Below are 20,359 nucleotides of genomic sequence, written 5' to 3'. Positions count from 1 at the left end.
AATCAAATTTTTAGTTTTTTTAAGAGGTTTTTTTATGGCTGAATTCCAAGTCAATACTTACTTTCCTGACGATCAAGTTAACCCCACAGTAGCAATGGATGCAGATGGGGATTTTGTCATTGCCTGGACTAACAACGGTCAGAACGCGGGGATATATGCTCAACGTTACAACAGTGCTGGGATGCCGCAAGGGAGCGAATTTCAGGTAAATACTTCCACCTCCGACATTCAAGGTAACCCCACAGTAGCAATGGATGCAGATGGGGATTTTGTCATTTCCTGGACTAGCAAGGATCTGGACGGTTTTGGCTATGGCGTATATGCCCAACGCTACAACAATGCTGGGGAGGCACAAGGGAGGGAATTTCAGGTAAATACTTACACCGACAGCAATCAAGGTAACTCCATAGTAGCGATGGATGCAGATGGGGACTTTGTTATTTCCTGGATGAGCTATGCTCAGGACGGTTCTGGGTATGGGATATATGCCCAACGCTACAACAGTGCTGGGGAGGCACAAGGGGACGAATTTCAGGTCAATAGTTCTAACGACGACCAGCAATATAACCCCACAGTAGCGATGGACGCAGATGGGGACTTTGTCATTTCCTGGACTAGCTACAATCAAGACGGGTATGGCAATGGGATATATGCCAGACGCTACAACAGTGCTGGGGTGGCACAAGGGAGCGAATTTCAGGTCAATACTTACACCGACTACAATCAAGCCAACTCCACAGTAGCAATGGATGCAGATGGGGACTTTGTTATTTCCTGGCAAAGCTATGGTCAGGACGGGTCTTTATATGGGATATATGCCCGACGCTACAACAGTGCTGGAATGGCACAAGGTAGTGAATTTAAAGTCAATAACTACAGCGACAACGATCAACTTCACGCCGCAGTAGCAATGGATGATGACGGAGATTTTGTCATTTCTTGGACTAGCTCTGGTCAGGATAGTTCTGGCTATGGCGTATATGCCCGACGCTACAACAGTTCTGGAGTAGCTGTTGGGAACGAATTTAGGGTCAATGCCTACACCAGCAGCGATCAAAGTAACCCCACAGTAGCGATAGATGCAGATGGGGACTTTGTAATTTCCTGGCAAAGCTATGGTCAGGACGGGTCTTTATATGGGGTATATGCCCAACTCTACAAGAACAGTAATCTTCCCCCGACAATTACCTCTGGTTCTGCCTCTGCTTTGGCATACATTGAGAACGCCGCTACAGCGATCGACTCAGCCATCACCATCGCTGATACAGACTCCCCCAACCTCTCTGGTGCGACCATCAGCATTACTAGTGGTTTTGTCCCTGGCGAAGATACCCTCGCCTTCACCAACCAAAATGGGATTAGCGGCAGCTACAACAGCAGCACAGGCATCTTAACCTTAACTGGCAGTGCCACCATTGCGAATTATCAAACTGCACTGCGTTCCATTACTTATACCAACAGCACCGACAACCCCACTACTACACCTCGTACCGTCAGCTTTGTTGTTAGTGATGGGATTGCTAATAGTGCTACTATTAGCCGCAATATTGATATTACGGCGGTAAATGATGCGCCCGTTGCTAGTGCCACCAACTCTGCCTTGGCATACAGTGAGAACGCCACTACAGTCATTGACTCAGGCATCACCCTCAGCGATATAGACTCCACCAACCTTTCTAGTGCCACCGTCAGCATTACCGCTGGTTTCGCCTCTGGTCAAGACACCCTCGCCTTCACCGCTCAAAATGGGATTACGGGCAGCTACAACAGTACCACGGGTGTTTTAACCTTAACTGGCAGTTCCACCGTTGCTAATTATCAAACCGTACTGCGTTCCATTACTTATAACAACAGCAGCGACAACCCCACCACTACACCTCGTACCGTCAGCTTTGTAGTTAATGATGGCACTGCTAATAGTACTGCCGTTAGCCGCAATATTAATATTACAGCGGTGAATGATGCGCCCGTTGCCACTGCCACTAACTCTGCCTTGGCATACACCGAGAACGCCACTACAGCCATCGACTCAGGCATTACCGTCAGTGATACAGACTCCTCCAACCTAGCTAGTGCTACTGTCAGCATTACCAGTGGCTTTATTTCTGGTCAAGACACCCTTGCCTTCACCGCTCAAAATGGGATTACGGGCAGCTACAACAGCAGTACGGGTGTCTTAACCTTAACTGGCAGTTCCACCGTTGCTAATTATCAAACCGTACTGCGTTCCATTACTTATAACAACAGCAGCGACAACCCCACCACTACACCTCGTACCGTCAGCTTTGTTGTCAATGATGGCACTGCTAATAGTACCGCCGTTACCCGCAATATTAATATTACGGCGGTGAATGATGCACCCGTTGCTACTGCCACCAACTCTGCTTTGGCATACACCGAGAACACCACTACAGCCATCGACTCAGCCATCACCGTCAGTGATACAGACTCAAGCAATCTAGTTAGTGCCACCGTCAGCATTACTAGTGGCTTTATTTCTGGTCAAGACACCCTCGCCTTCACCGCTCAAAATGGGATTACGGGCAGCTACAACAGCAGTACGGGTGTCTTAACCTTAACTGGCAGTTCCACCGTTGCTAATTATCAAACCGTACTGCGTTCCATTACTTATAACAACAGCAGCGACAACCCCACCACTACACCTCGTACCGTCAGTTTCCTAGTTAATGATGGCACTGCTAATAGTACTGCCGTTACCCGCAACATCAATATTACAGCGGTGAATGATAACCCAGTTGTTGCCAACCCCGTTGCTGACCAAACAGCGACAACAGACACCGCCTTCAACTTTGCTCTACCACCAAACGCCTTCAGCGATGTGGATAGTGGAAATCTCACCTACACAGCCACCCTGGAAGATGGTAACTCACTTCCTAGTTGGTTGACCTTCAATGGCACTACCTTCAGTGGGACTCCCACAACTAACAACGTTGGTAACCTCAACATCAAAGTTATCGCCAGTGATGGAACAGCATCTATCGATGATGTTTTTGTACTGACAGTGACTGATCCCAATAATCCAGCATTCAATACAATAAATGGCACTTCTTCTGCGGATAAGATATCTGGTACACAGATCAAAGATTTCATCTCCGGATTGCTGGGCAATGATAGCCTCCTAGGACTAGGTGATAATGACACCCTTGATGGGGGTGATGGCAATGATACCTTAGATGGTGGTACAGGAAATGACAGTCTCATTGGTGGTAAAGGCAATGATACTTATACTGTAGACAGCCTCAGCGATAAGATTACTGAAGGTTTAAATGCAGGTACAGATTTAGTCAAGTCTTCTGTCAATTGGGTGTTGGGAGCTAATCTAGAGAACTTGACCTTGACCGGAACAGAGGCAATCAATGGTACTGGTAACAGCTTGAAGAACGTCCTCACGGGAAATACTGCTGCTAACTTGTTGAAAGGAGAAGAAGGCAATGATAAGTTGGTTGGTGGTGAGGGTAATGACACCTTGTTAGGCGGTGCAGGTAATGACACCTTAGATGGTGGAGTCGGTAATGATAGCCTTGATGGTGGAGCAGGGGATGACACTTATATCGTAGATAGTCCCAGCGATACGATTACTGAAGGTTTCAATGCAGGCAAAGATTTAGTCAAGTCTTCTGTAACTTTTGTGTTAGGAGATAACCTGGAAAACTTGACCTTGACAGGAACCGGAGCAATCAATGGTACTGGTAACAACCTAAGTAACATCATCATTGGAAATACTGGTGCTAACAGTTTGAATGGAGTTGATGGCAATGATAGCCTCATTGGTGGCACAGGGAATGACACTTTAATTGGCGGTGCAGATAATGACACCTTAGATGGTGGAGCTGGTAATGATAGTCTTGATGGTGGAGCAGGGAATGACATTTACACCGTAGATAGCCTCAGCGATACGGTTACTGAAGGTTTCAATGCAGGTACAGATTTAGTCAAGTCAGCTGTGAATTGGGTATTGGGAGACAACCTAGAAAACTTGACTTTGACTGGAAGCAAGGTAATCAATGGTACTGGTAACAGCCTCAATAACATCATCACAGGAAATAGTGCTGCTAACACTTTGAATGGAGGTGATGGCAATGATAGCCTCATTGGTGGTTCCGGTAATGACACCTTGTTAGGTGGTGCAGGTAATGACAGCTTGGATGGAGGTGCAGGAATTGACAGTCTCGATGGTGGAGTTGGGGATGACACTTACACCGTAGACAACCTCAGCGATACGATCGCTGAAGGCTTAAATGCAGGTACAGATTTAGTTAAGTCTTCGATAACTTGGGTGTTGGGAAACAACCTGGAAAACTTGACTTTGACTGGAAGCTCAGCAATCAATGGTACTGGCAATAGCGTCAATAACATCATCATGGGAAATGGTGGCGCTAACCTGTTGAGCGGAGAAGATGGTAATGATAGCCTCTTTGGTGGTGCAGGCATTGACACCTTGTTGGGCGGTATAGGTGATGATGTACTGACTGGTGGAATTGGTAAAGATGTGCTGACTGGTGGAATTGGGCGAGATAGTTTATATCTGACTGATACCCGCACTGGTGGCTATGATACTATTACTGATTTTACTGTTGGAGATGATACTATCTTCATTTCCAAAGCGGAATTTGCACTGAGCCAATCTGTGAACACTACGTTGGATTCGAGCATATTCCGACTTGGCACTAGTGCCACAGCAGCAGGCGATCGCTTTATCTATAATCAAAGTACGGGTAACTTATTCTTTGATAAAGATGGAGTTGGTGGTACAGCACAAGTTCAAATCGCCCAGTTATCGAATCAGGCACTGTTGACTAATACAAATATTACTGTGATTGCCTAACTTTGTTATAGGAATCCTATTTGATTTGTTGAGAATCGCAATCTAAAGATCCCCGACTTCTTTGAGAAGTCGGGGATCTTGTTTGTGACGAATAATTTAGGGTTGCTATATTGCGAGTTGGCAAATAGTCAACTCTATATTCACCCTGTATTTTCACCCAATCGCAAAGTAGCGAATTTAATTGCTGGGCTGCGTTGGAACAATGGGTTGTGTTGCAGGTGGCGTAGTTTCCAAATTAGGAGTTGAACCCGCAGGTAATGTAATCGGTGGCGTAGACGAAGATGAAACCCCGATAACGCTACTGTCACTGCCATCGATACAAGTGTCTAAGGCCTGGGTGGGAGGAAGCTCGATTTTACCAAGTAAGCCGACTACACACTGACCAAAACGCACTGGTAACAAACTACGACCGCAGTAATTTAAGGCTGCTGGATTAATTGCTTCCTTAGTTATGGAGCTGACACCGACTACACAAGTAGCTAACTCCTCAGGACGCCTAGCTCTCCCACAGTAAGAAAAGGCATCTGCGGCTGCAATTTCAGTTTGCTTGCCAATTTTAACGACACAAGCCCCAAAATCCCTGGGACGTAGCGCCTTGGCACAACCTTGTGATGCTGCTTCTGGCGTTATACCGGCCTTTAAAAGACCCTCTGCACAAACACTGTAATCATTCCTGTAGGAGGCAGCGATCGCCATATCAGGTAAAATCGTTGTCAACAATCCAGCTATTGCCAAAACTGGTACTGTTAAAATTCCTAAGGTAGAACTACCTTGTTTGTTCTGACCTTTGCTAACCGCTTTTTTGCTATTTAACATTGCCATTCTCCAAACACCCAAAGTAATGCTAACTCAAATATCTGAAAAATCCTCAGTAATCAAGCAGAATTCAGGATTCAGAATTCTGAATTGAGGAGTCAGAATGCTTTTGGGTTGAGTATTCAAACCAGCAAGATCCAGACAGAATTTAGTTATGCTATAAATTGTGTTAGTATACAGAATTATGTTAATATAAGAAATTGTGTTAATATGATGATTCTTTGAAAAACAAAGCAGATTTCAAGGAAAGTGAAGTACACAACCTCAGTCTAGTAGCCAAGCAAAAAGCTTGTTTTACTTCTGACTTCTGACTCCTGACTCCTGAATTCTGCTCTAAGTAGGTAACATCAAAAGTATTTCAGATTAACAATACTGCGTAAATCAATCTTACGATTGAGTAGCCTACGAAACTAAATAAACACAAAAAACTAATTGGCAAGAGTACGACATGGCACGTCGGAATTCACGCTTGGGGAGAGGATGCCTTTACTTTGGTAGGATACGTTCAGACCAACGCCAGCAACTTCGTAGAACCAAGAATCTCCTGATTTTTAATCAGTGGAGTGTCAAAGTAGAATGTTTGGGTAAAGTTTAAACAGGATTAGATTAAGGAAACTCATGTCCCGATATAGAGGACCACGCCTCAGAATTATACGTCGCTTGGGCGACCTGCCTGGATTAACTCGTAAAAGCGCCAGACGCGCTTATCCGCCAGGTCAGCATGGTCAGAACCGCAAGAAGCGCTCTGAGTATGCTATTCGTCTAGAAGAAAAGCAAAAGCTCCGCTTCAACTACGGTTTAACGGAAAAGCAACTGCTGCGTTATGTGCGGAAAGCCAGACGTGTTACTGGTTCTACCGGACAAGTGTTGCTGCAATTACTAGAAATGCGTTTGGATAACACCGTTTTTCGGTTGGGTCTAGCTCCGACGATTCCAGCGGCTCGCCAACTGGTGAATCACGGTCATATAACTGTTAACGGTCGTGTAGTTAATATTGCCAGCTATCAATGCCGTCCTGGTGAAGTGATTGCTGTCAGAGACCGGGAACAATCACGGAAGTTGGTAGAAAATAACTTGCAATATCCCGGTTTGGCCAACCTCCCCAGTCATTTGGAGTTTGACAAAAATAAGTTGGTTGGTAAAGTCAACGGTGTTATTGAGCGGGAATGGGTGGCACTACAAGTTAACGAACTACTTGTGGTGGAATACTACTCACGACAAGCGTAAGCAGTTAGGAGTTATGAGTTAAAAGTTATGAGTTATGAGTTAAAAGACGAGAACTCCTAACTCTTCACTCCTAACTTCTAACTCCTCACTCTTAACTATTTTCATCCACCAATTTGCGACATAGTGCGGGTGTATGTACCCTTAGTACCAGAGTCGCGTGCCTTAAAGTTGATTTCTGGCTTGATTGCCAGTAAACGCCTCACCTGTTCTTGTAATTGAGCAGTACTAGTACCGGAACGCAGAGCAGTTTTCAGGTCGAGTTGACCAGTTTCATTCAATAAACACGGACGCAGCCAACCATCAGCACTCAGGCGCATCCGGTTACAACGATCGCAAAAACATTCCGACATCTGACTAATAAATCCCACGGTTCCCTTCGCTCCAGGAATTTGGAACACATCCGCAGGACCAGCACCACGGACTTGGGATTCTGTCAATCCCCAACGTTCCCGGATGAGTTGCCGTAAATCGGCTGAAGATACCCAACCGCGATCGCCAAATAAATGCAAATTACCAATGGGCATGAACTCAATAAATCTCACATGCCATTGTTTGTCAATTGTCAGGGCAGCTAAATCTAGAACTTCGCCATCGTTAACCCCAGGAATGACCACCACATTCAGCTTCAGTGGATCAAATCCAACTTCATAGGCAGCTTGAATTCCCTGCCAAACTTGTTGCCAACGAGAACGACCGCGATTACCGATAATTTGGTCAAAAGTGTCGGCATCGAGAGAATCCAGACTAATATTAATGCGTCGTAGACCTGCATCGTAGAGGTTTTGTGCCATCGAGGCCAGCAAAAACCCGTTGGTGGTCATTGACAAGTCTTGAGTTTGGGGAAAAGAAGCGATCGCGCTTACCAAATCTACCACGTGGGGACGTAATAAAGGTTCACCGCCAGTCAAACGAAAGCGGCTAAAACCAAGAGGAATAAATACCTCTTGTAAGAGGGTGAGCAGTTCTTCATCACTCAACAGCTGTTGCTTGAGAATATAGTCCAGTTCCACTCCCTCTGGCATACAGTATTGACAACGGAAGTTGCAGCGATCGATTAAACTAATGCGGAGGTAGTCTACCTGGTTCATTGTTTTTATTTTTATTGTCTTTGATTAATTAAAAACACCACTGAGGTGGTTTACCCCCCCTCTCCTATTTTGTTGTAATTGAAAATACCGTCTTATCCCTTAAGTTAGAATTCACAGATTGTGGCATAATAAGCCGGTCGCATATACTACTCGTTAGCTATCAATTGTGCAAGATACCGACCCCATCAACGACCTTGCTGCGGCTTTGCAACAGCCAGCAGATCTCACCTTTGAACTGCCCGATCCAGAAGATGAACAGATTCTAGAGTCAGATTTTCAACAGCAGCTCGAAATAGCTTGGCAGGTATGCGATCGCTTTGATCTGCAAACTGAAATCTGGCGGGGGCGAATTTTACGGGCGATCCGTGACAGAGAGAAAATTGGTGGTGACGGACGTGGTACAGGTTTTCTCAGATGGTTAAAAGAGCGGGAAATCAGCAAAAGTCAAGCTTATGCCTGGATTCAACTAGCTAATAGTGCTGATACCCTTTTAGAAGAAGGCAAACTAGACCCCAGCGCAGTGAATAACTTTAGCAAACGGGCATTTGTCGAAACCTCCAAAGCCGTCCCAGAAGTACAACACATGGTGACTGAAGCCGCCCAAAAAGGCGATCGCATCACCAGGCGGGAAGTGCGACAACTCACCGATGAATGGACAGCTATGTCCTCAGAATTGCTACCTGAACCAGTCAGAGCAAAAGCCGCAGATAACACCCTTCCGCCGCGCTACATCGCCCCTCTGGTAAAGGAAATGGAAAAACTGCCAGAATCGCACCAAAAGTTTATCCAAAAGGAAATAGCCGCCAATCCTGATGTAGATACTTTGAAACAAGTAACTACAGAAGCGCGTAACTTAGCAAAATACCTCAAAGGGGCAGCTCAAGTCCAGGCCTTGGCGCAGGAAAATATTGATATCGAAACAGCCTTAGAAGAAGCGCAAAGAGTCGGCTGTTTGAGCGTTGCTGCTGATTTGGTGAATCAAGCATCTCAAATCGAACAAACCATCGCCAAACTGTATATGACTTGGAAACGTATCGGTAATTTGGCAGATAGATTATATGTAGATACTGGTGCAAGTACACCCAACTTGCGATCGCTCCTCACTTGCTTAGAACCTCTCGGTGGTGAAATCATGGAATTGCAACTCAGTGGCGCGACAGAACACACTGTACGTTTACAGATTCAGGAGACGAATTAGGTAGTGGGGCATGAGGCATTGGGAGTGCCGAGTTAGGAATTATTATGATGTCTTATGCCCTTCTGCTTCGCTGCTTCCATGAAATTACAAGCTGTGGGGAAGGAGGAGGAATTGCGTAGGCGTCGTAGTCAGCCGTAGGCATCGCCCATAGCCGCAAAGTTAGGAGAATTGAACGTCGATCCAGAGAATTTTTAACTTAAATTTCTATTTAGTAGCGCAAGATGCAGCTGTGAGCAAGGAACTGTGGGGCGTTGTAGTCGGTACCTGAGCAACCAGAACCACGTTACCATTGACATCAGTTATCCATCCTTGGGCTTCTACAATTTCATTAGGTTCATTGACAGAATTCACTTTCTGTAATTTTTCGGTGTTCACCTGCTTCTCAACAACCACTCTATTCTTCATACCCTCAGCACTATTCTGACTTTCTGGATTGAGTGTTATCCAATCTGTCAGCACTGCATCAGCCGTCAATGGCTGTGTGGGATCGGGTATTGTTCCTCCACGCCCAGTGTTAGTAAATCTACTCCTGGCTATTTTTGTACCAGAACCACAATCAGCAACAATTTGCTGGGAAGCATCAACCAGATTTACAGGCAATTGCACTAATCCCTTACTGGGGTCAACATCTGGTGAGTTGATTTGTACTGTCCCCTCTAATAAAGAGTTTTGCTGAGAAAACGCGGTGATGTCATTTGTTGGCAGATTATTCGGGTCTTTTTTCCCTGTTGGATCGAGCCTCTCTACCTCTGCACCGGTGCGCCGCACAAATCCAAAGATGTTTTTAGTAGTGATTGTGATTTTGCCACCAGACCCAGAGATGGCATTGGCAGTGATATCACTATTTGCAAAAAGAGGGGCGACGATGAAACCATTGGGTGCAATGATGTTGATATTACCCCCATTTCCATTACCCCCGGCGTTAGTGGATATTTGGCTATTGCGGCGCATCAGTAATAAGTCCCGCACCTGTAGCGAAATATTCCCGCCTTGACCTAATACACTATTGGATGTGAGTTTTCCTTCATTGAGCAGGATGGAGCGAGCGGTTATATTGAGTTCACCTGCTGAACCTAACTTACTTGCATCCCCCAGATAAATTACATTTTTCGGAATTTCACTGCTCAGATTGATTGCAGCCCCATCTCGAATAATCAATTTCGCTGTATCGATTGTCACTTTACCCGCATTTCCCGAACCTTGAGTTCTAGCCCATAAACTGCTGGGAAACTTTGTTGGTGACATTCCAATTAGCTCGATTTCAGTGGCTTTAACAGTTAAATTCCCTGCATTTCCTGTTGCTGGTTGAAGTTGGTTATATAGGGGAGGTAAACGTACTCCAGTAGATGCTGCTGATACCTGCGCCCCAGCTTGAATACTCAACTTCCTAGTGTTGATTGTTATGTCACCCGCATCCGCGCTAGCATAAGTTTCATTAATTAGACCACTGGACACAAAACTATTTGGTATGGAATAGCCACCAATAAGTTCTACGGATTCGGAGGCGTTTACAATCAAATTACCCCCAACGCCCTTGCCATTTGTAGAAGTGTTTATTTGCGTGCCATCCCTAATAATTAATTTCTCCGTATTAATGGTTACATCCTTACCATGTCTGTCACCTATAGTCTGACTTATCAAACGTACACCGTCACCTCTGAGTTCCACAGACTTTGCATTTAGTTGGATACTACCTCCACTATTGCCGCTAGCATCTACCTGAGATGGAATACCAGAACCTTCTGTTCCTGGGATAAGTAGGATGTTCTGGAAATTCTGGACATCTTTATATCCGAAACTCCAACCTTGGCTCGTTGGGTTAAGACTGACTAGACTATTGCTAGCAACGCTTCCTAGCTCAATTTGTCCCCCGTTTGCAGTTAAGTTTCCGCCTTCCAGCGTGATATTACCACCTATCAATGCTAAAGTTTTGTCTGGCTCGACTTGTAGACCAACAGGTTGCCCAAAGATATTAGTTGTTTCGCCATCTGGATTCTTTGCTTGGGATTGATTTCGGATAGCTTCAGCAGTTGCTCCGAATTGTAAACCATTGGGAACACTTACTGTTAGTAGAGATGTAGTTTGGGGATCTGTAGCGCTAAACTTTGTCCCATCGGCAAAGTTCAAACTACTCGCCGTACTCGCCACAAATGAACCGCGAATTTGCAAAGAAGCATTGGGACCAAAAATAATTCCGTTGGGATTAATTAAAAAGAGGTTAGCTGTCCCGTTAATTTTAAGGATGCCATCAATATTAGACCTAGATTTACCCGTTACCCGAGTAATAATGTTCTGAACATTGCCAACATATTGAAAATCAACTATATCATCTTTAATTAGGGAAAATTCTTTAAAACTGTGGAACAAATTGTGTTTATCTTGGGATAGGGTTCCACCTTCAATAATTCTGATGTTGCCTTGTTCTCGAACACGAGAATTCTCAGGTAGAGTACTATCCGGGCTGATTTGGGCAATAGCAGAGTTTGCAGAACAAGCTATTGCATTAACTATTGTAACTCCTAGCCCTTGACACCAGCCCCAAAGATTACTCATATCTGATGTTTATCCCTTTAAAAAACTACCCGATGCTGAATATATTTGCAAACAATATTTTGATAGAGACACAAGAATCTTATATCTCTATCAGCAGCGTATATTTAAGAGGGCTAAAAAAGCAATCACTCACTAAAATTACTGTTATCAATTTAACTACTGGCAAGATAGCTTATGGAAAATGAAATCATGATTTTCTTTAATTAATATTACAAGAAAACTTAATTTCCAGCCTCATTATATTATTTTGTTTTTCCATAACTAAAGATGATAGCAGTCAATTTGATAATATTATTAGGGTGAACTACAGTTACCGTGAGGTGGACACCAATCTAATTTAACTAGCTTACTAGGCTTCTGGAAAATATTTTTTGTTGTAGAGTCAATAATTTCTTGGTTATCACTACTATCACTGTTATCTGGAATTTTATTTAGATCAATAATACACTGAAATTTTAGTATTTTTTCTGGGACGCCATACTTTTCTAATATTTCCGTGAAATTAGCGTTCTTCAAGCTTTTAATAAATTCTTGCTGAATTTCCTCTTGTAAATTGTGTAGTGATTCAGAATCAATGACTGCTTGCTGTGAAGTTTGAGATGTCATGAATTTTAGTTTCCTTGCAGACTGGTAAATGTGTGAACTTATCTTGTGATCTACTAAATTAACCAGAGTTAGATTAGTACACTCTGACAACATAAAAATGAACGATACATAGTCTAAAGAGAGGCGAAAGCTTTAGCTTTCTAAAGCTCTTGCGAACTCCCATAATTATGACTTCAGCTCGACTAGTAATAATTACGCATTGTGTAACAGAACTTCATATATTTTTGTTGGATTTCCTTAAAGCATTGATGAATCTGGTTGCTAACTGTTCTTGATGCAAGAAGAGTAATTGATACTTTCTCTGCGAGACGCTACGCTTAGCTTGCTTCTCCGGAAAAGTACGGTAGGCTACGCCAACGCACCTACAGCTGAGTTTTAGTACAAAGGGCGACCAACAAGCGATGTCTACGACGGGCTACGCCAACGCACTGGCAGTTGAGTTTACAAGGTGCGATCGCTTGTATGAAGATCATAGTGAATCAGCGATCGCACCCACAGATAAGTTCTAAGGCAAATATTTGAATAGCACCTTTTTAAATAACCATTAGTCAACAACATCGATTTCTAATTAGCAGGACAAGATGCAGCCGCTAGCAAAGAACTATGAGGCATCCCAGCGGGCACTTCAGCAACCAAAACCACGTTCCCATCGGCATCCATTATCCATCCTTGGGCTTCGACAATTTCACTAGGTTCATTGACAGAATTCACTTTCTGTGGTTGTTTCGTATTTCGCTGCGCCTGAACAACTTTGTTATCAATTCCCTCAGCAGGATTCTCATTTTCTGGATTTAATGTTATCCAATCTGCTAGCACTGCATCAGCCATCAAAAGCTGTGTGGGATCGGGTGCTGTTCCTCCACGTCCAGTGTTAGTAAATGAACTCCTGGCTATTTTTGCACCAGAACCACAACCAGCAACAATTTGCTGAGAAGCATCAACTAAATTTACCGGCAATTGCACTAATCCTTTACTGGGATCTGCATCTGGTGAATTAATTTGTACTGTGCCACTTAATGAAGGATTTTGCTGGGAAAATGCTGTGATATCACTTGTTGGCAGATTATTCGGGTTTATTTGTTGTGCATCTAACTTCTCTACCTCTGCACGAGTGCGGGACACAAATCCAAAGATGTTTTTAGTGGTGATTGTGATTTTACCACCAGAGCCAGAGAAGGCATTGGCAGTGATATCGCTATTTCCAAAAAGAGGGGTGACAACAAAACCATTAGGCGAATTGATGGTAATGTTACCGCCAGTTTTATCACCTCCAGCGTTAGTCGATATTTGACTGTTGCCGCGCATCAATAATAAGTCTCGCGGCTGTAACCTAATATTTCCACCTTTGCCTGATTCACTATTAGATGTGAGTTTTCCTTTATTGTCCAGCAGTATGGAGTTAGCAGTTATATTTAAATCGCCTGCTTTGCCTAAATTTTTGGGATCTCCCACATAAATTACATCCTTTCGAGCTTGGCTGTTGACAGTTATTGCAGCCCCATCTTTGATAATCAATTGCCCTGTTGTTACCGTCAAGTTTCCCCCATCTCCAGGCCCTTGAGTTCCAGAAAATAAGCCGCTGAGCTTAGAACCATTTGGTGAGGTTCCAATTAGTTCTATAAATTCAGAGGCGTTCACCGTCAACTTTCCTCCTTTTCCTGTAACTGGTGTAAATTTGTTTAGACCAGACTGATAGATGCCTTCAGAACTTGTTGATATTCTTGCCCCTCCCTCGATACGCAACTTTGCAGTGTTAACTGTTATGTTGCCAGCATTTTGACTACCATAAGTTTCACTAAATAATCCACTCACTATTAAATCAGTACCATCTGGGAATGGAGTAATGGGGGTGCCACTGATGAGTTCTACTGAATCTGAGGCGTTTAAAGTCAGTTCCCCCGGCAGTCCAGAGCCAACACTGTACATTGATACTTGCGCTCCATTCCTGGCAATGAACTTTTTGGTAGTGATATTTATACTTCCAGAGTTACCAGTGTTGAAAGTTCCACTAAACAAGAACGCATTTTGTCCAAGTTCTACAGACTCGGAAGCGTCCACTGCCAAATTTCCTCCTGATTGCGTTCCCCAAGTAATAGCAAACAGGTATGAACAGTCAGTTACTAGCACATGCTTGCCTTGCAAGTGGATATCGCCACCACTTTCGCCACTGGTATCTATAGTAGATGGAATTTCATTTAACTTGACCAGTGCGATATTCTGAAAATTTTCAACACCTTCATATCCAAATGTCCAAGCTTGATTCGTTGAACTCAGACTGACCAAACTATTAGGAGCGACGCTTCCTAACTCAATTTTTCCTGCCTTTGCAGTTAAATTTCCGCTCCCTAGTGTTATGTCACCGCCTATTAATGCCAAGGTTTTACCTGAGGGCACCTGTAGACCAACACCTTGTCCTAAGGAATTAGTTGCGCCTTCTGGACTTGCTTGGGATTGATTGCGGATGGGAGCCGCAGTTGCTCCAAATTGTAAGCCAATGGGAACACTTACTGTTAGCAGAGGTGCAGATTCAGGAGCCGTAGTGCTAAACTTTATACCATCGGCAAAATTTAAACTACTTGCCGTACTCGCCACAAATGAACCACCGATGTTTAAAGAAGCATTTGCTCCAAAAACAATGCCGTTGGGATTAATCAAAAATAGATTGGCAGCACCATTAGCTTTGAGAATGCCATCTATATTAGAAATAGAATTGCCCGTGACTCGACTGATAATATTTTGAATATCTATTGAATTGTTAAAATAAGTTGTCCTTCCCACAGACACAGAAAACTTGTCAAAGCTGTGGAACAAGTTTTTACCACGAATTGCCCCTCCATCAATCTGGTCTATAGGGTGACCATCAATTAACTTTGGTGTAATGATTGAACTTTCAACTCCAAGAGTGTCATCCTTTTGAATTTGGGCTAAAGCAAAACCCTCACAGTAAGTGAGTACTCCAACAATTGCGAGAGTACTCACTGTCCCTAAATCCCAGTACCAACTGCTTCGATTTTGAGACATTACAAACTTGCGCTCAAAAAATCAGAGTTACTAACTAGGATAAACTTTTTACAGTACAAAGACTAAATTATTTAGCAGTTACAACCTAAAGGATTGTTATTTGTAGGACAAGGAATACACCACGCTTTTTTAACTAACACAATTTCCGGTATTGGAGTTGTTGGCAACAATGCATTGGGTTGCTGTTCATCAACTGCATCATCAGATGTGAGTTGATTTGGGTCAAGATTAAACTGCCAATAAACTCTCAAAACTCTATCTTGTAATATGCCGTACTTTTCAAGTAATGAATTGAAGTCAGCGTTTTCTAGGGTTTCGTTAAATTTTTCCTGAATCTCGTTTTGTAACTGCTCTAATGTTTGAGGGTCTAGGACTGGTTGAGAACTCATGATTGTTTGGGTTCCTTACGGAATGTGGATAATTATTAGTTCAACTTGACCTGTAAGAATTACGGAGTGTGTAATAAAAGTTGACATTTTTCTTCCGGATTTTTATTAACCGATGGCTTGTACACTGTCCGGCTAATTAGCTCAATTAAAAGACCTCTCCGTGGTTTTACTACGCAAAACCATCCCTCTCCGAGTCGGAGAGGGACAGACTTGAACTAAATAGGACTTACGCATTGACAAGAAATGCCAAATATGAATGAGTTTAAAAACCACATCTTTCGTAAGGGCACAGCATTGCTGTGCCCCTACAGCATGGTCTATTTATGATCGCAGGATAATTAAGAAAAGCCTGAAACAACCGGGAGCATCGTTCATTCACATTACGATGCATTTGTACAGTGCGTAAGTCCTACTAAAGTTCAAGGCAGGGAGAGGTTTGTCGAACCAGAAGATGGGGACTTCCGCGACCGGTTAAATTTCAATCTAAGGCGGGCTTTTACTCACGCTCAGCCTTTGCTGTTCAATTCTTAATCCCTGTCGTGGCAATACCCCGAATAAACTGACGCTGACCAATCAAAAACAACACCATGACTGGGACTGTGGCTATTGTTACTGCTGCCATCATTAAAGGCCAATTATTCGTAAATTGCTCCTGAAATTCAGCTAATGCCAGCTGTACCGTTCTTAATTCCGGTCGTGTGGTAAAGACCAAAGGCTTAAACAAATCATTCCATTCGCCGATGAAGGTGAACAAAAACAGTGTTACTAGCGCCGGACGGGCTAAAGGTAACATCACTCGCCACAAAATTTGTAGTCGGTTCGCGCCGTCTATGGCTGCGGCTTCTTCTAACTCCAAAGGAATTGTCTGGAAATATTGACGTAATAAGAAAATACCGAAGCCGTTGACCGCAGTGGGTAAAATTAGCGCTCCGTAGGTATTTATCAGGTGTCCCCATTTCAACACCAAAAAAATCGGAATTACCAACAATTGAAAGGGAATCACCAAAGTTGCCAAGACGATTAACAGCAGTGCTTGGCGTCCCCGAAACTTTAGCCGTGCGAGGGCGTAACCAGCTAAAGCGGAAGTGAGAATTTGAAACGCCGTCACAGCGATCGCTACCAAGGTAGAATTAGCAAACGCCAGCAAAAATTTCCCTTGCTGCCATGCAGCCTGGTAATTAGCTAAAGACCAGTTATTTTGGGACAAATCTTCTGGGCTTGCGATTGTCGGTGCAAAGGAGGTGAGAAAGACCACAAACAGGGGTAGCAGAACGATAAATGCTCCTAGCAGTAACACTACTAGGCTGACAAAATCCCTAGATTTGAGATTCCAGTTTGGTTGAGACATCAGTTGCGCGGCAAAACATTTGTTTCTCTGGTACTAGAGCATCGACCCCAGCAACAGCTAATCTATAAACATAGTTACTTGTTAAGTTAAATTAAACCACAATGATTATTACCCTCTGTTCATAGGGTAAATTGAATCCTGGTGTCAAATAATTCTTTCTTTAGAGGAGAAAACATACCATGCAGCAGCTTACAGACCAATTTCTTGAAATTGATTTCAAAAGTGAAAAATACAAAGACGCTTATAGCCGGATTAATGCGATCGTGATTGAAGGGGAACAAGAAGCCCATGAAAATTACATCCAACTAGCCGAACTGCTGCCAGAATCCCAAACAGAATTGATTCGTCTATCCAAGATGGAAAGTCGCCATAAGAAAGGATTTGAAGCTTGTGGACGCAATTTGCAAGTTACCCCAGACTTGCAATTTGCCAAAGAATTTTTCTCTGGACTCCACCAAAACTTCCAAACAGCCGCCGCCCAAGGCAAAGTCGTCACTTGTTTGTTGATTCAGTCTTTGATTATTGAATGTTTTGCGATCGCAGCATACAACATCTACATTCCCGTTGCTGACGATTTTGCCCGCAAAATCACTGAGGGAGTAGTAAAAGATGAATATAGTCATCTCAACTTTGGAGAAGTTTGGCTCAAAGAACACTTTGCAGAATCTAAAGCTGAATTAGAACAAGCCAATCGCCAAAACCTCCCACTTGTTTGGAAAATGCTCAACGAAGTAGCGGATGATGCAAAAACTCTAGCAATGGAAAAAGAGGCTTTAATAGAAGACTTTATGATTCAGTACGGTGAAGCGTTAAGTAACATTGGTTTCAAAACTTTTGAAATTATGCGCTTGTCAGCCCACGGACTCACAGCCGCTTAAAAAGTGCTGAGTTATGAGTGAAGAGTCAAGAGTGAAGAAATTATCTGAACTTATTGCTTGTTTTTTACTTACATACTGCTTCAACACTCAGCACTCAGCACTCAGCAATGGCTCAACGCCCCGCTACCGCTAACAGCACTCAGCACTCACTATTCCACGCGCTCAAGACAGCACAAGGCTAATAATCATTACATGTTTGGTCTAATTGGACATCTGACTAGTTTAGAACACGCTCAAGCAGTAGCTAAAGAATTGGGATATCCAGAATATGCCGATCAAGGGCTAGATTTTTGGTGCAGCGCCCCGCCACAAATTGTCGATAATATTACTGTTACCAGTGTCACTGGACAGAAAATTGAAGGACGTTATGTAGAATCTTGTTTTTTACCAGAGATGCTAGCTACCCGCCGCATCAAAGCCGCAACGCGCAAAGTGCTTAATGCTATGGCACATGCACAAAAACATGGCATTAATATTACGGCTTTAGGCGGATTTTCCTCGATTATTTTTGAAAATTTTAAGTTGGAACAGTTTAGCCAAGTCCGCAACATCAAACTAGAGTTTGAACGCTTCACTACAGGAAATACCCATACTGCCTATATTATTAGTCGGCAGGTAGAAGAAGCATCAAAACAACTGGGAATTGAACTCTCAAAAGCAACAGTTGCTATATGTGGCGCAACAGGCGATATTGGCAGTGCAGTTACACGCTGGTTAGATGCGAAAACAGATGTCCAAGAACTTCTGCTAATAGCCCGCGATCAAGAACGTCTCAAAGAGTTACAAGGCGAACTGGGGCGAGGAAAAGTCATGAGTTTGACCGAAGCACTACCCCAAGCGGATATTGTAGTTTGGGTTGCCAGTATGCCCAAAGGTGTAGAAATTGAACCTACTGTTTTGAAACAACCATGTTTGTTGATTGATGGTGGTTATCCTAAAAATTTAGCAACAAAAATTCAACATCCCGGTGTATACGTGTTAAATGGTGGAATTGTAGAGCATTCCCTGGATATTGACTGGAAAATTATGAAAATCGTCAATATGGACGTACCAGCACGCCAGTTGTTTGCTTGTTTTGCCGAATCCATGTTGCTGGAATTTGAGAAGTTGTACACAAACTTTTCATGGGGACGCAATCAGATTACTGTAGACAAAATGGAGCAGATTGGTCGGGTGTCAGTGAAACATGGATTTAGACCGCTGTTGGTTTAAGGAAGGGGGACTGGGGACTGGGGACTGGGTACTGGGGATTGGGTACTAGGAACTGGGAAAGAGGTATGGCTATAAATTCTTTACAATCCCTTAATTGCTAATCCCCAATCCCCAATCCCTAATCCCTAATCCCTAATTCCCTATTCCCTATTGCCTATTTTCTATTCCCTATCCTCTAACTATGGCAACTACTGAACGTAAACCGCTACTGTTGGATTTTGAAAAGCCTCTAGCAGAACTTGCAACCCGAATCGATCAAATTCGGCAACTTGCTGAAGAGAATGGTGTTGATGTTTCTGGTCAAATTCGTCAACTAGAAACACGCGCCATGCAGCTGCGTGAGGAAATTTTTAGTAGTTTATCCCCATCCCAGCGATTGCAAGTCGCTCGTCATCCGCGCCGCCCTAGTACTCTCGATTACATTCAAGCAATTAGTGATGAATGGATGGAGTTGCATGGCGATCGCTGTGGTGGTGACGATCCTGCTTTAGTTGGTGGTGTTGGGCGTCTGAGTGGACAACCCGTGGTCATGTTGGGTCATCAAAAAGGCCGCGATACTAAAGACAATATTGCCCGCAACTTTGGTATGCCTTATCCTGGCGGCTACCGTAAAGCATTGCGGTTAATGGAACACGCCAACAAGTTCGGGATGCCGATTTTAACTTTTATCGACACGCCGGGAGCTTGGTCTGGGGTGGAAGCTGAACACCAAGGTCAAGGAGAAGCGATCGCCTACAACCTGCGGGAAATGTTCTGCCTAGATGTGCCTATTATCTGCACAGTTATCGGTGAAGGTGGTTCTGGTGGCGCCCTTGGTATTGGTGTTGGCGATCGTTTACTGATGTTTGAACACTCAGTTTATACCGTCGCTACCCCCGAAGCCTGTGCCGCCATTTTGTGGAAAGATGCTGGCAAAGCTCCCCAAGCCGCCGTCGCCCTCAAAATTATTTCCCACGACCTGAAAAATTTAGGAATTATTGACCAGATATTGCCTGAACCCATCGGTGGGGCTCATTCCGACCCTTTGAAAGCTGCTACCACTCTCAAGCAAGTGCTGTTGGAAAATTTGGAAGAACTCAACCGCTTAACCGCCCCAGAACGCCGCCAACTTCGCTATGAAAAATTCCGCAAAATTGGTGTTTTTACAGAAGTTGCCCATTAAAGGCAGCGCAAAATG

At 43.7% G+C, this 20,359-nt stretch carries 13 protein-coding genes; 6 read left to right on the top strand and 7 right to left on the bottom strand.

Annotated elements, in window-relative coordinates:
- Positions 1–34 precede the first annotated feature (34 nt).
- Positions 35–4,846 (top strand): beta strand repeat-containing protein, encoded by a 4,812-nt coding sequence (locus IQ276_RS19510; RefSeq protein ID WP_235115806.1) that lies wholly within the window; start codon positions 35–37, stop codon positions 4,844–4,846.
- Positions 4,847–5,023: 177 nt separating this feature from the next.
- Here IQ276_RS19510 and IQ276_RS19505 read toward each other — a convergent pair whose 3' ends face one another.
- The gene (locus IQ276_RS19505) at positions 5,024–5,662 is read right to left on the bottom strand and encodes a hypothetical protein (protein ID WP_193914376.1); all 639 of its coding nucleotides are present in this window, start codon (positions 5,660–5,662) and stop codon (positions 5,024–5,026) included.
- A gap of 618 nt (positions 5,663–6,280) precedes the next feature.
- On the opposite strand from IQ276_RS19505, the gene rpsD reads away from it, so the two are divergent.
- Positions 6,281–6,889, top strand: a complete 609-nt coding sequence (rpsD, locus tag IQ276_RS19500) for a 30S ribosomal protein S4 (protein ID WP_190876976.1) — start codon at positions 6,281–6,283, stop codon at positions 6,887–6,889.
- A gap of 101 nt (positions 6,890–6,990) precedes the next feature.
- On the opposite strand, the gene moaA is transcribed toward rpsD, so the two are convergent.
- Complete coding sequence (moaA, locus tag IQ276_RS19495; RefSeq protein WP_193914374.1) at positions 6,991–7,977, bottom strand: GTP 3',8-cyclase MoaA; 987 nt, start codon at positions 7,975–7,977, stop codon at positions 6,991–6,993.
- Positions 7,978–8,143: 166 nt separating this feature from the next.
- Here moaA and IQ276_RS19490 point away from each other — a divergent pair, with 166 nt between their 5' ends.
- A complete protein-coding gene (locus tag IQ276_RS19490; protein ID WP_193914372.1) occupies positions 8,144–9,175 on the top strand; it encodes a hypothetical protein in 1,032 nt (343 codons plus the stop codon).
- 204 nt (positions 9,176–9,379) lie between these two features.
- Here the strand turns inward: IQ276_RS19490 and IQ276_RS19485 are convergent, their stop codons facing one another.
- The 5 genes from IQ276_RS19485 to IQ276_RS19465 form a co-directional block, all read right to left on the bottom strand.
- Entirely contained in the window at positions 9,380–11,728 is a 2,349-nt protein-coding gene (locus tag IQ276_RS19485; protein ID WP_193914370.1) for a filamentous hemagglutinin N-terminal domain-containing protein, read from the bottom strand.
- A gap of 294 nt (positions 11,729–12,022) precedes the next feature.
- A complete protein-coding gene (locus tag IQ276_RS19480) occupies positions 12,023–12,334 on the bottom strand; it encodes a hypothetical protein (protein WP_193914368.1) in 312 nt (103 codons plus the stop codon).
- Between the two features lie 564 nt (positions 12,335–12,898).
- Positions 12,899–15,355 carry a two-partner secretion domain-containing protein gene (locus IQ276_RS19475; RefSeq protein ID WP_193914366.1) on the bottom strand — a complete coding sequence of 819 codons (2,457 nt, stop codon included), beginning with the start codon at positions 15,353–15,355 and terminating at the stop codon, positions 12,899–12,901.
- 71 nt (positions 15,356–15,426) lie between these two features.
- Positions 15,427–15,744 carry a hypothetical protein gene (locus tag IQ276_RS19470; protein ID WP_193914364.1) on the bottom strand — a complete coding sequence of 106 codons (318 nt, stop codon included), beginning with the start codon at positions 15,742–15,744 and terminating at the stop codon, positions 15,427–15,429.
- Between the two features lie 520 nt (positions 15,745–16,264).
- Positions 16,265–17,092, bottom strand: coding sequence for a carbohydrate ABC transporter permease (locus IQ276_RS19465; protein ID WP_190876962.1), 828 nt, complete (start codon positions 17,090–17,092; stop codon positions 16,265–16,267).
- Between the two features lie 179 nt (positions 17,093–17,271).
- On the opposite strand from IQ276_RS19465, the gene IQ276_RS19460 reads away from it, so the two are divergent.
- The 3 genes from IQ276_RS19460 to IQ276_RS19450 all read left to right on the top strand — a co-directional run bounded on the left by IQ276_RS19460 (position 17,272) and on the right by IQ276_RS19450 (position 20,344).
- Positions 17,272–17,970, top strand: coding sequence for an aldehyde oxygenase (deformylating) (locus IQ276_RS19460; protein WP_190876961.1), 699 nt, complete (start codon positions 17,272–17,274; stop codon positions 17,968–17,970).
- Between the two features lie 192 nt (positions 17,971–18,162).
- Positions 18,163–19,182: a long-chain acyl-[acyl-carrier-protein] reductase gene (locus tag IQ276_RS19455; RefSeq protein ID WP_190876959.1), complete on the top strand. Its 1,020-nt coding sequence runs from the start codon at positions 18,163–18,165 to the stop codon at positions 19,180–19,182.
- 181 nt (positions 19,183–19,363) lie between these two features.
- A complete protein-coding gene (locus tag IQ276_RS19450) occupies positions 19,364–20,344 on the top strand; it encodes an acetyl-CoA carboxylase carboxyltransferase subunit alpha (protein WP_190876957.1) in 981 nt (326 codons plus the stop codon).
- Positions 20,345–20,359: the final 15 nt, after the last annotated feature.

It is taken from the genome of Desmonostoc muscorum LEGE 12446 (assembly GCF_015207005.2).
Taxonomy (GTDB): Bacteria; Cyanobacteriota; Cyanobacteriia; order Cyanobacteriales; family Nostocaceae; genus Nostoc; species Nostoc muscorum.
This window is presented reverse-complemented; position numbering and strand designations above follow the sequence as displayed.

Excerpts from the sequence above, each read along its gene's own strand:
- IQ276_RS19460 (WP_190876961.1), top strand. The coding sequence starts at position 17,272 with ATGCAGCAGCTTACAGACCAATTTCTTGAAATTGATTTCAAAAGTGAA.
- IQ276_RS19465 (WP_190876962.1), bottom strand. The coding sequence starts at position 17,092 with ATGTCTCAACCAAACTGGAATCTCAAATCTAGGGATTTTGTCAGCCTA.
- IQ276_RS19455 (WP_190876959.1), top strand. The coding sequence starts at position 18,163 with ATGTTTGGTCTAATTGGACATCTGACTAGTTTAGAACACGCTCAAGCA.
- IQ276_RS19485 (WP_193914370.1), bottom strand. The coding sequence starts at position 11,728 with ATGAGTAATCTTTGGGGCTGGTGTCAAGGGCTAGGAGTTACAATAGTT.
- IQ276_RS19470 (WP_193914364.1), bottom strand. The coding sequence starts at position 15,744 with ATGAGTTCTCAACCAGTCCTAGACCCTCAAACATTAGAGCAGTTACAA.
- IQ276_RS19480 (WP_193914368.1), bottom strand. The coding sequence starts at position 12,334 with ATGACATCTCAAACTTCACAGCAAGCAGTCATTGATTCTGAATCACTA.
- IQ276_RS19450 (WP_190876957.1), top strand. The coding sequence starts at position 19,364 with ATGGCAACTACTGAACGTAAACCGCTACTGTTGGATTTTGAAAAGCCT.
- moaA (WP_193914374.1), bottom strand. The coding sequence starts at position 7,977 with ATGAACCAGGTAGACTACCTCCGCATTAGTTTAATCGATCGCTGCAAC.
- rpsD (WP_190876976.1), top strand. The coding sequence starts at position 6,281 with ATGTCCCGATATAGAGGACCACGCCTCAGAATTATACGTCGCTTGGGC.
- IQ276_RS19475 (WP_193914366.1), bottom strand. The coding sequence starts at position 15,355 with ATGTCTCAAAATCGAAGCAGTTGGTACTGGGATTTAGGGACAGTGAGT.
- IQ276_RS19505 (WP_193914376.1), bottom strand. The coding sequence starts at position 5,662 with ATGTTAAATAGCAAAAAAGCGGTTAGCAAAGGTCAGAACAAACAAGGT.
- IQ276_RS19510 (WP_235115806.1), top strand. The coding sequence starts at position 35 with ATGGCTGAATTCCAAGTCAATACTTACTTTCCTGACGATCAAGTTAAC.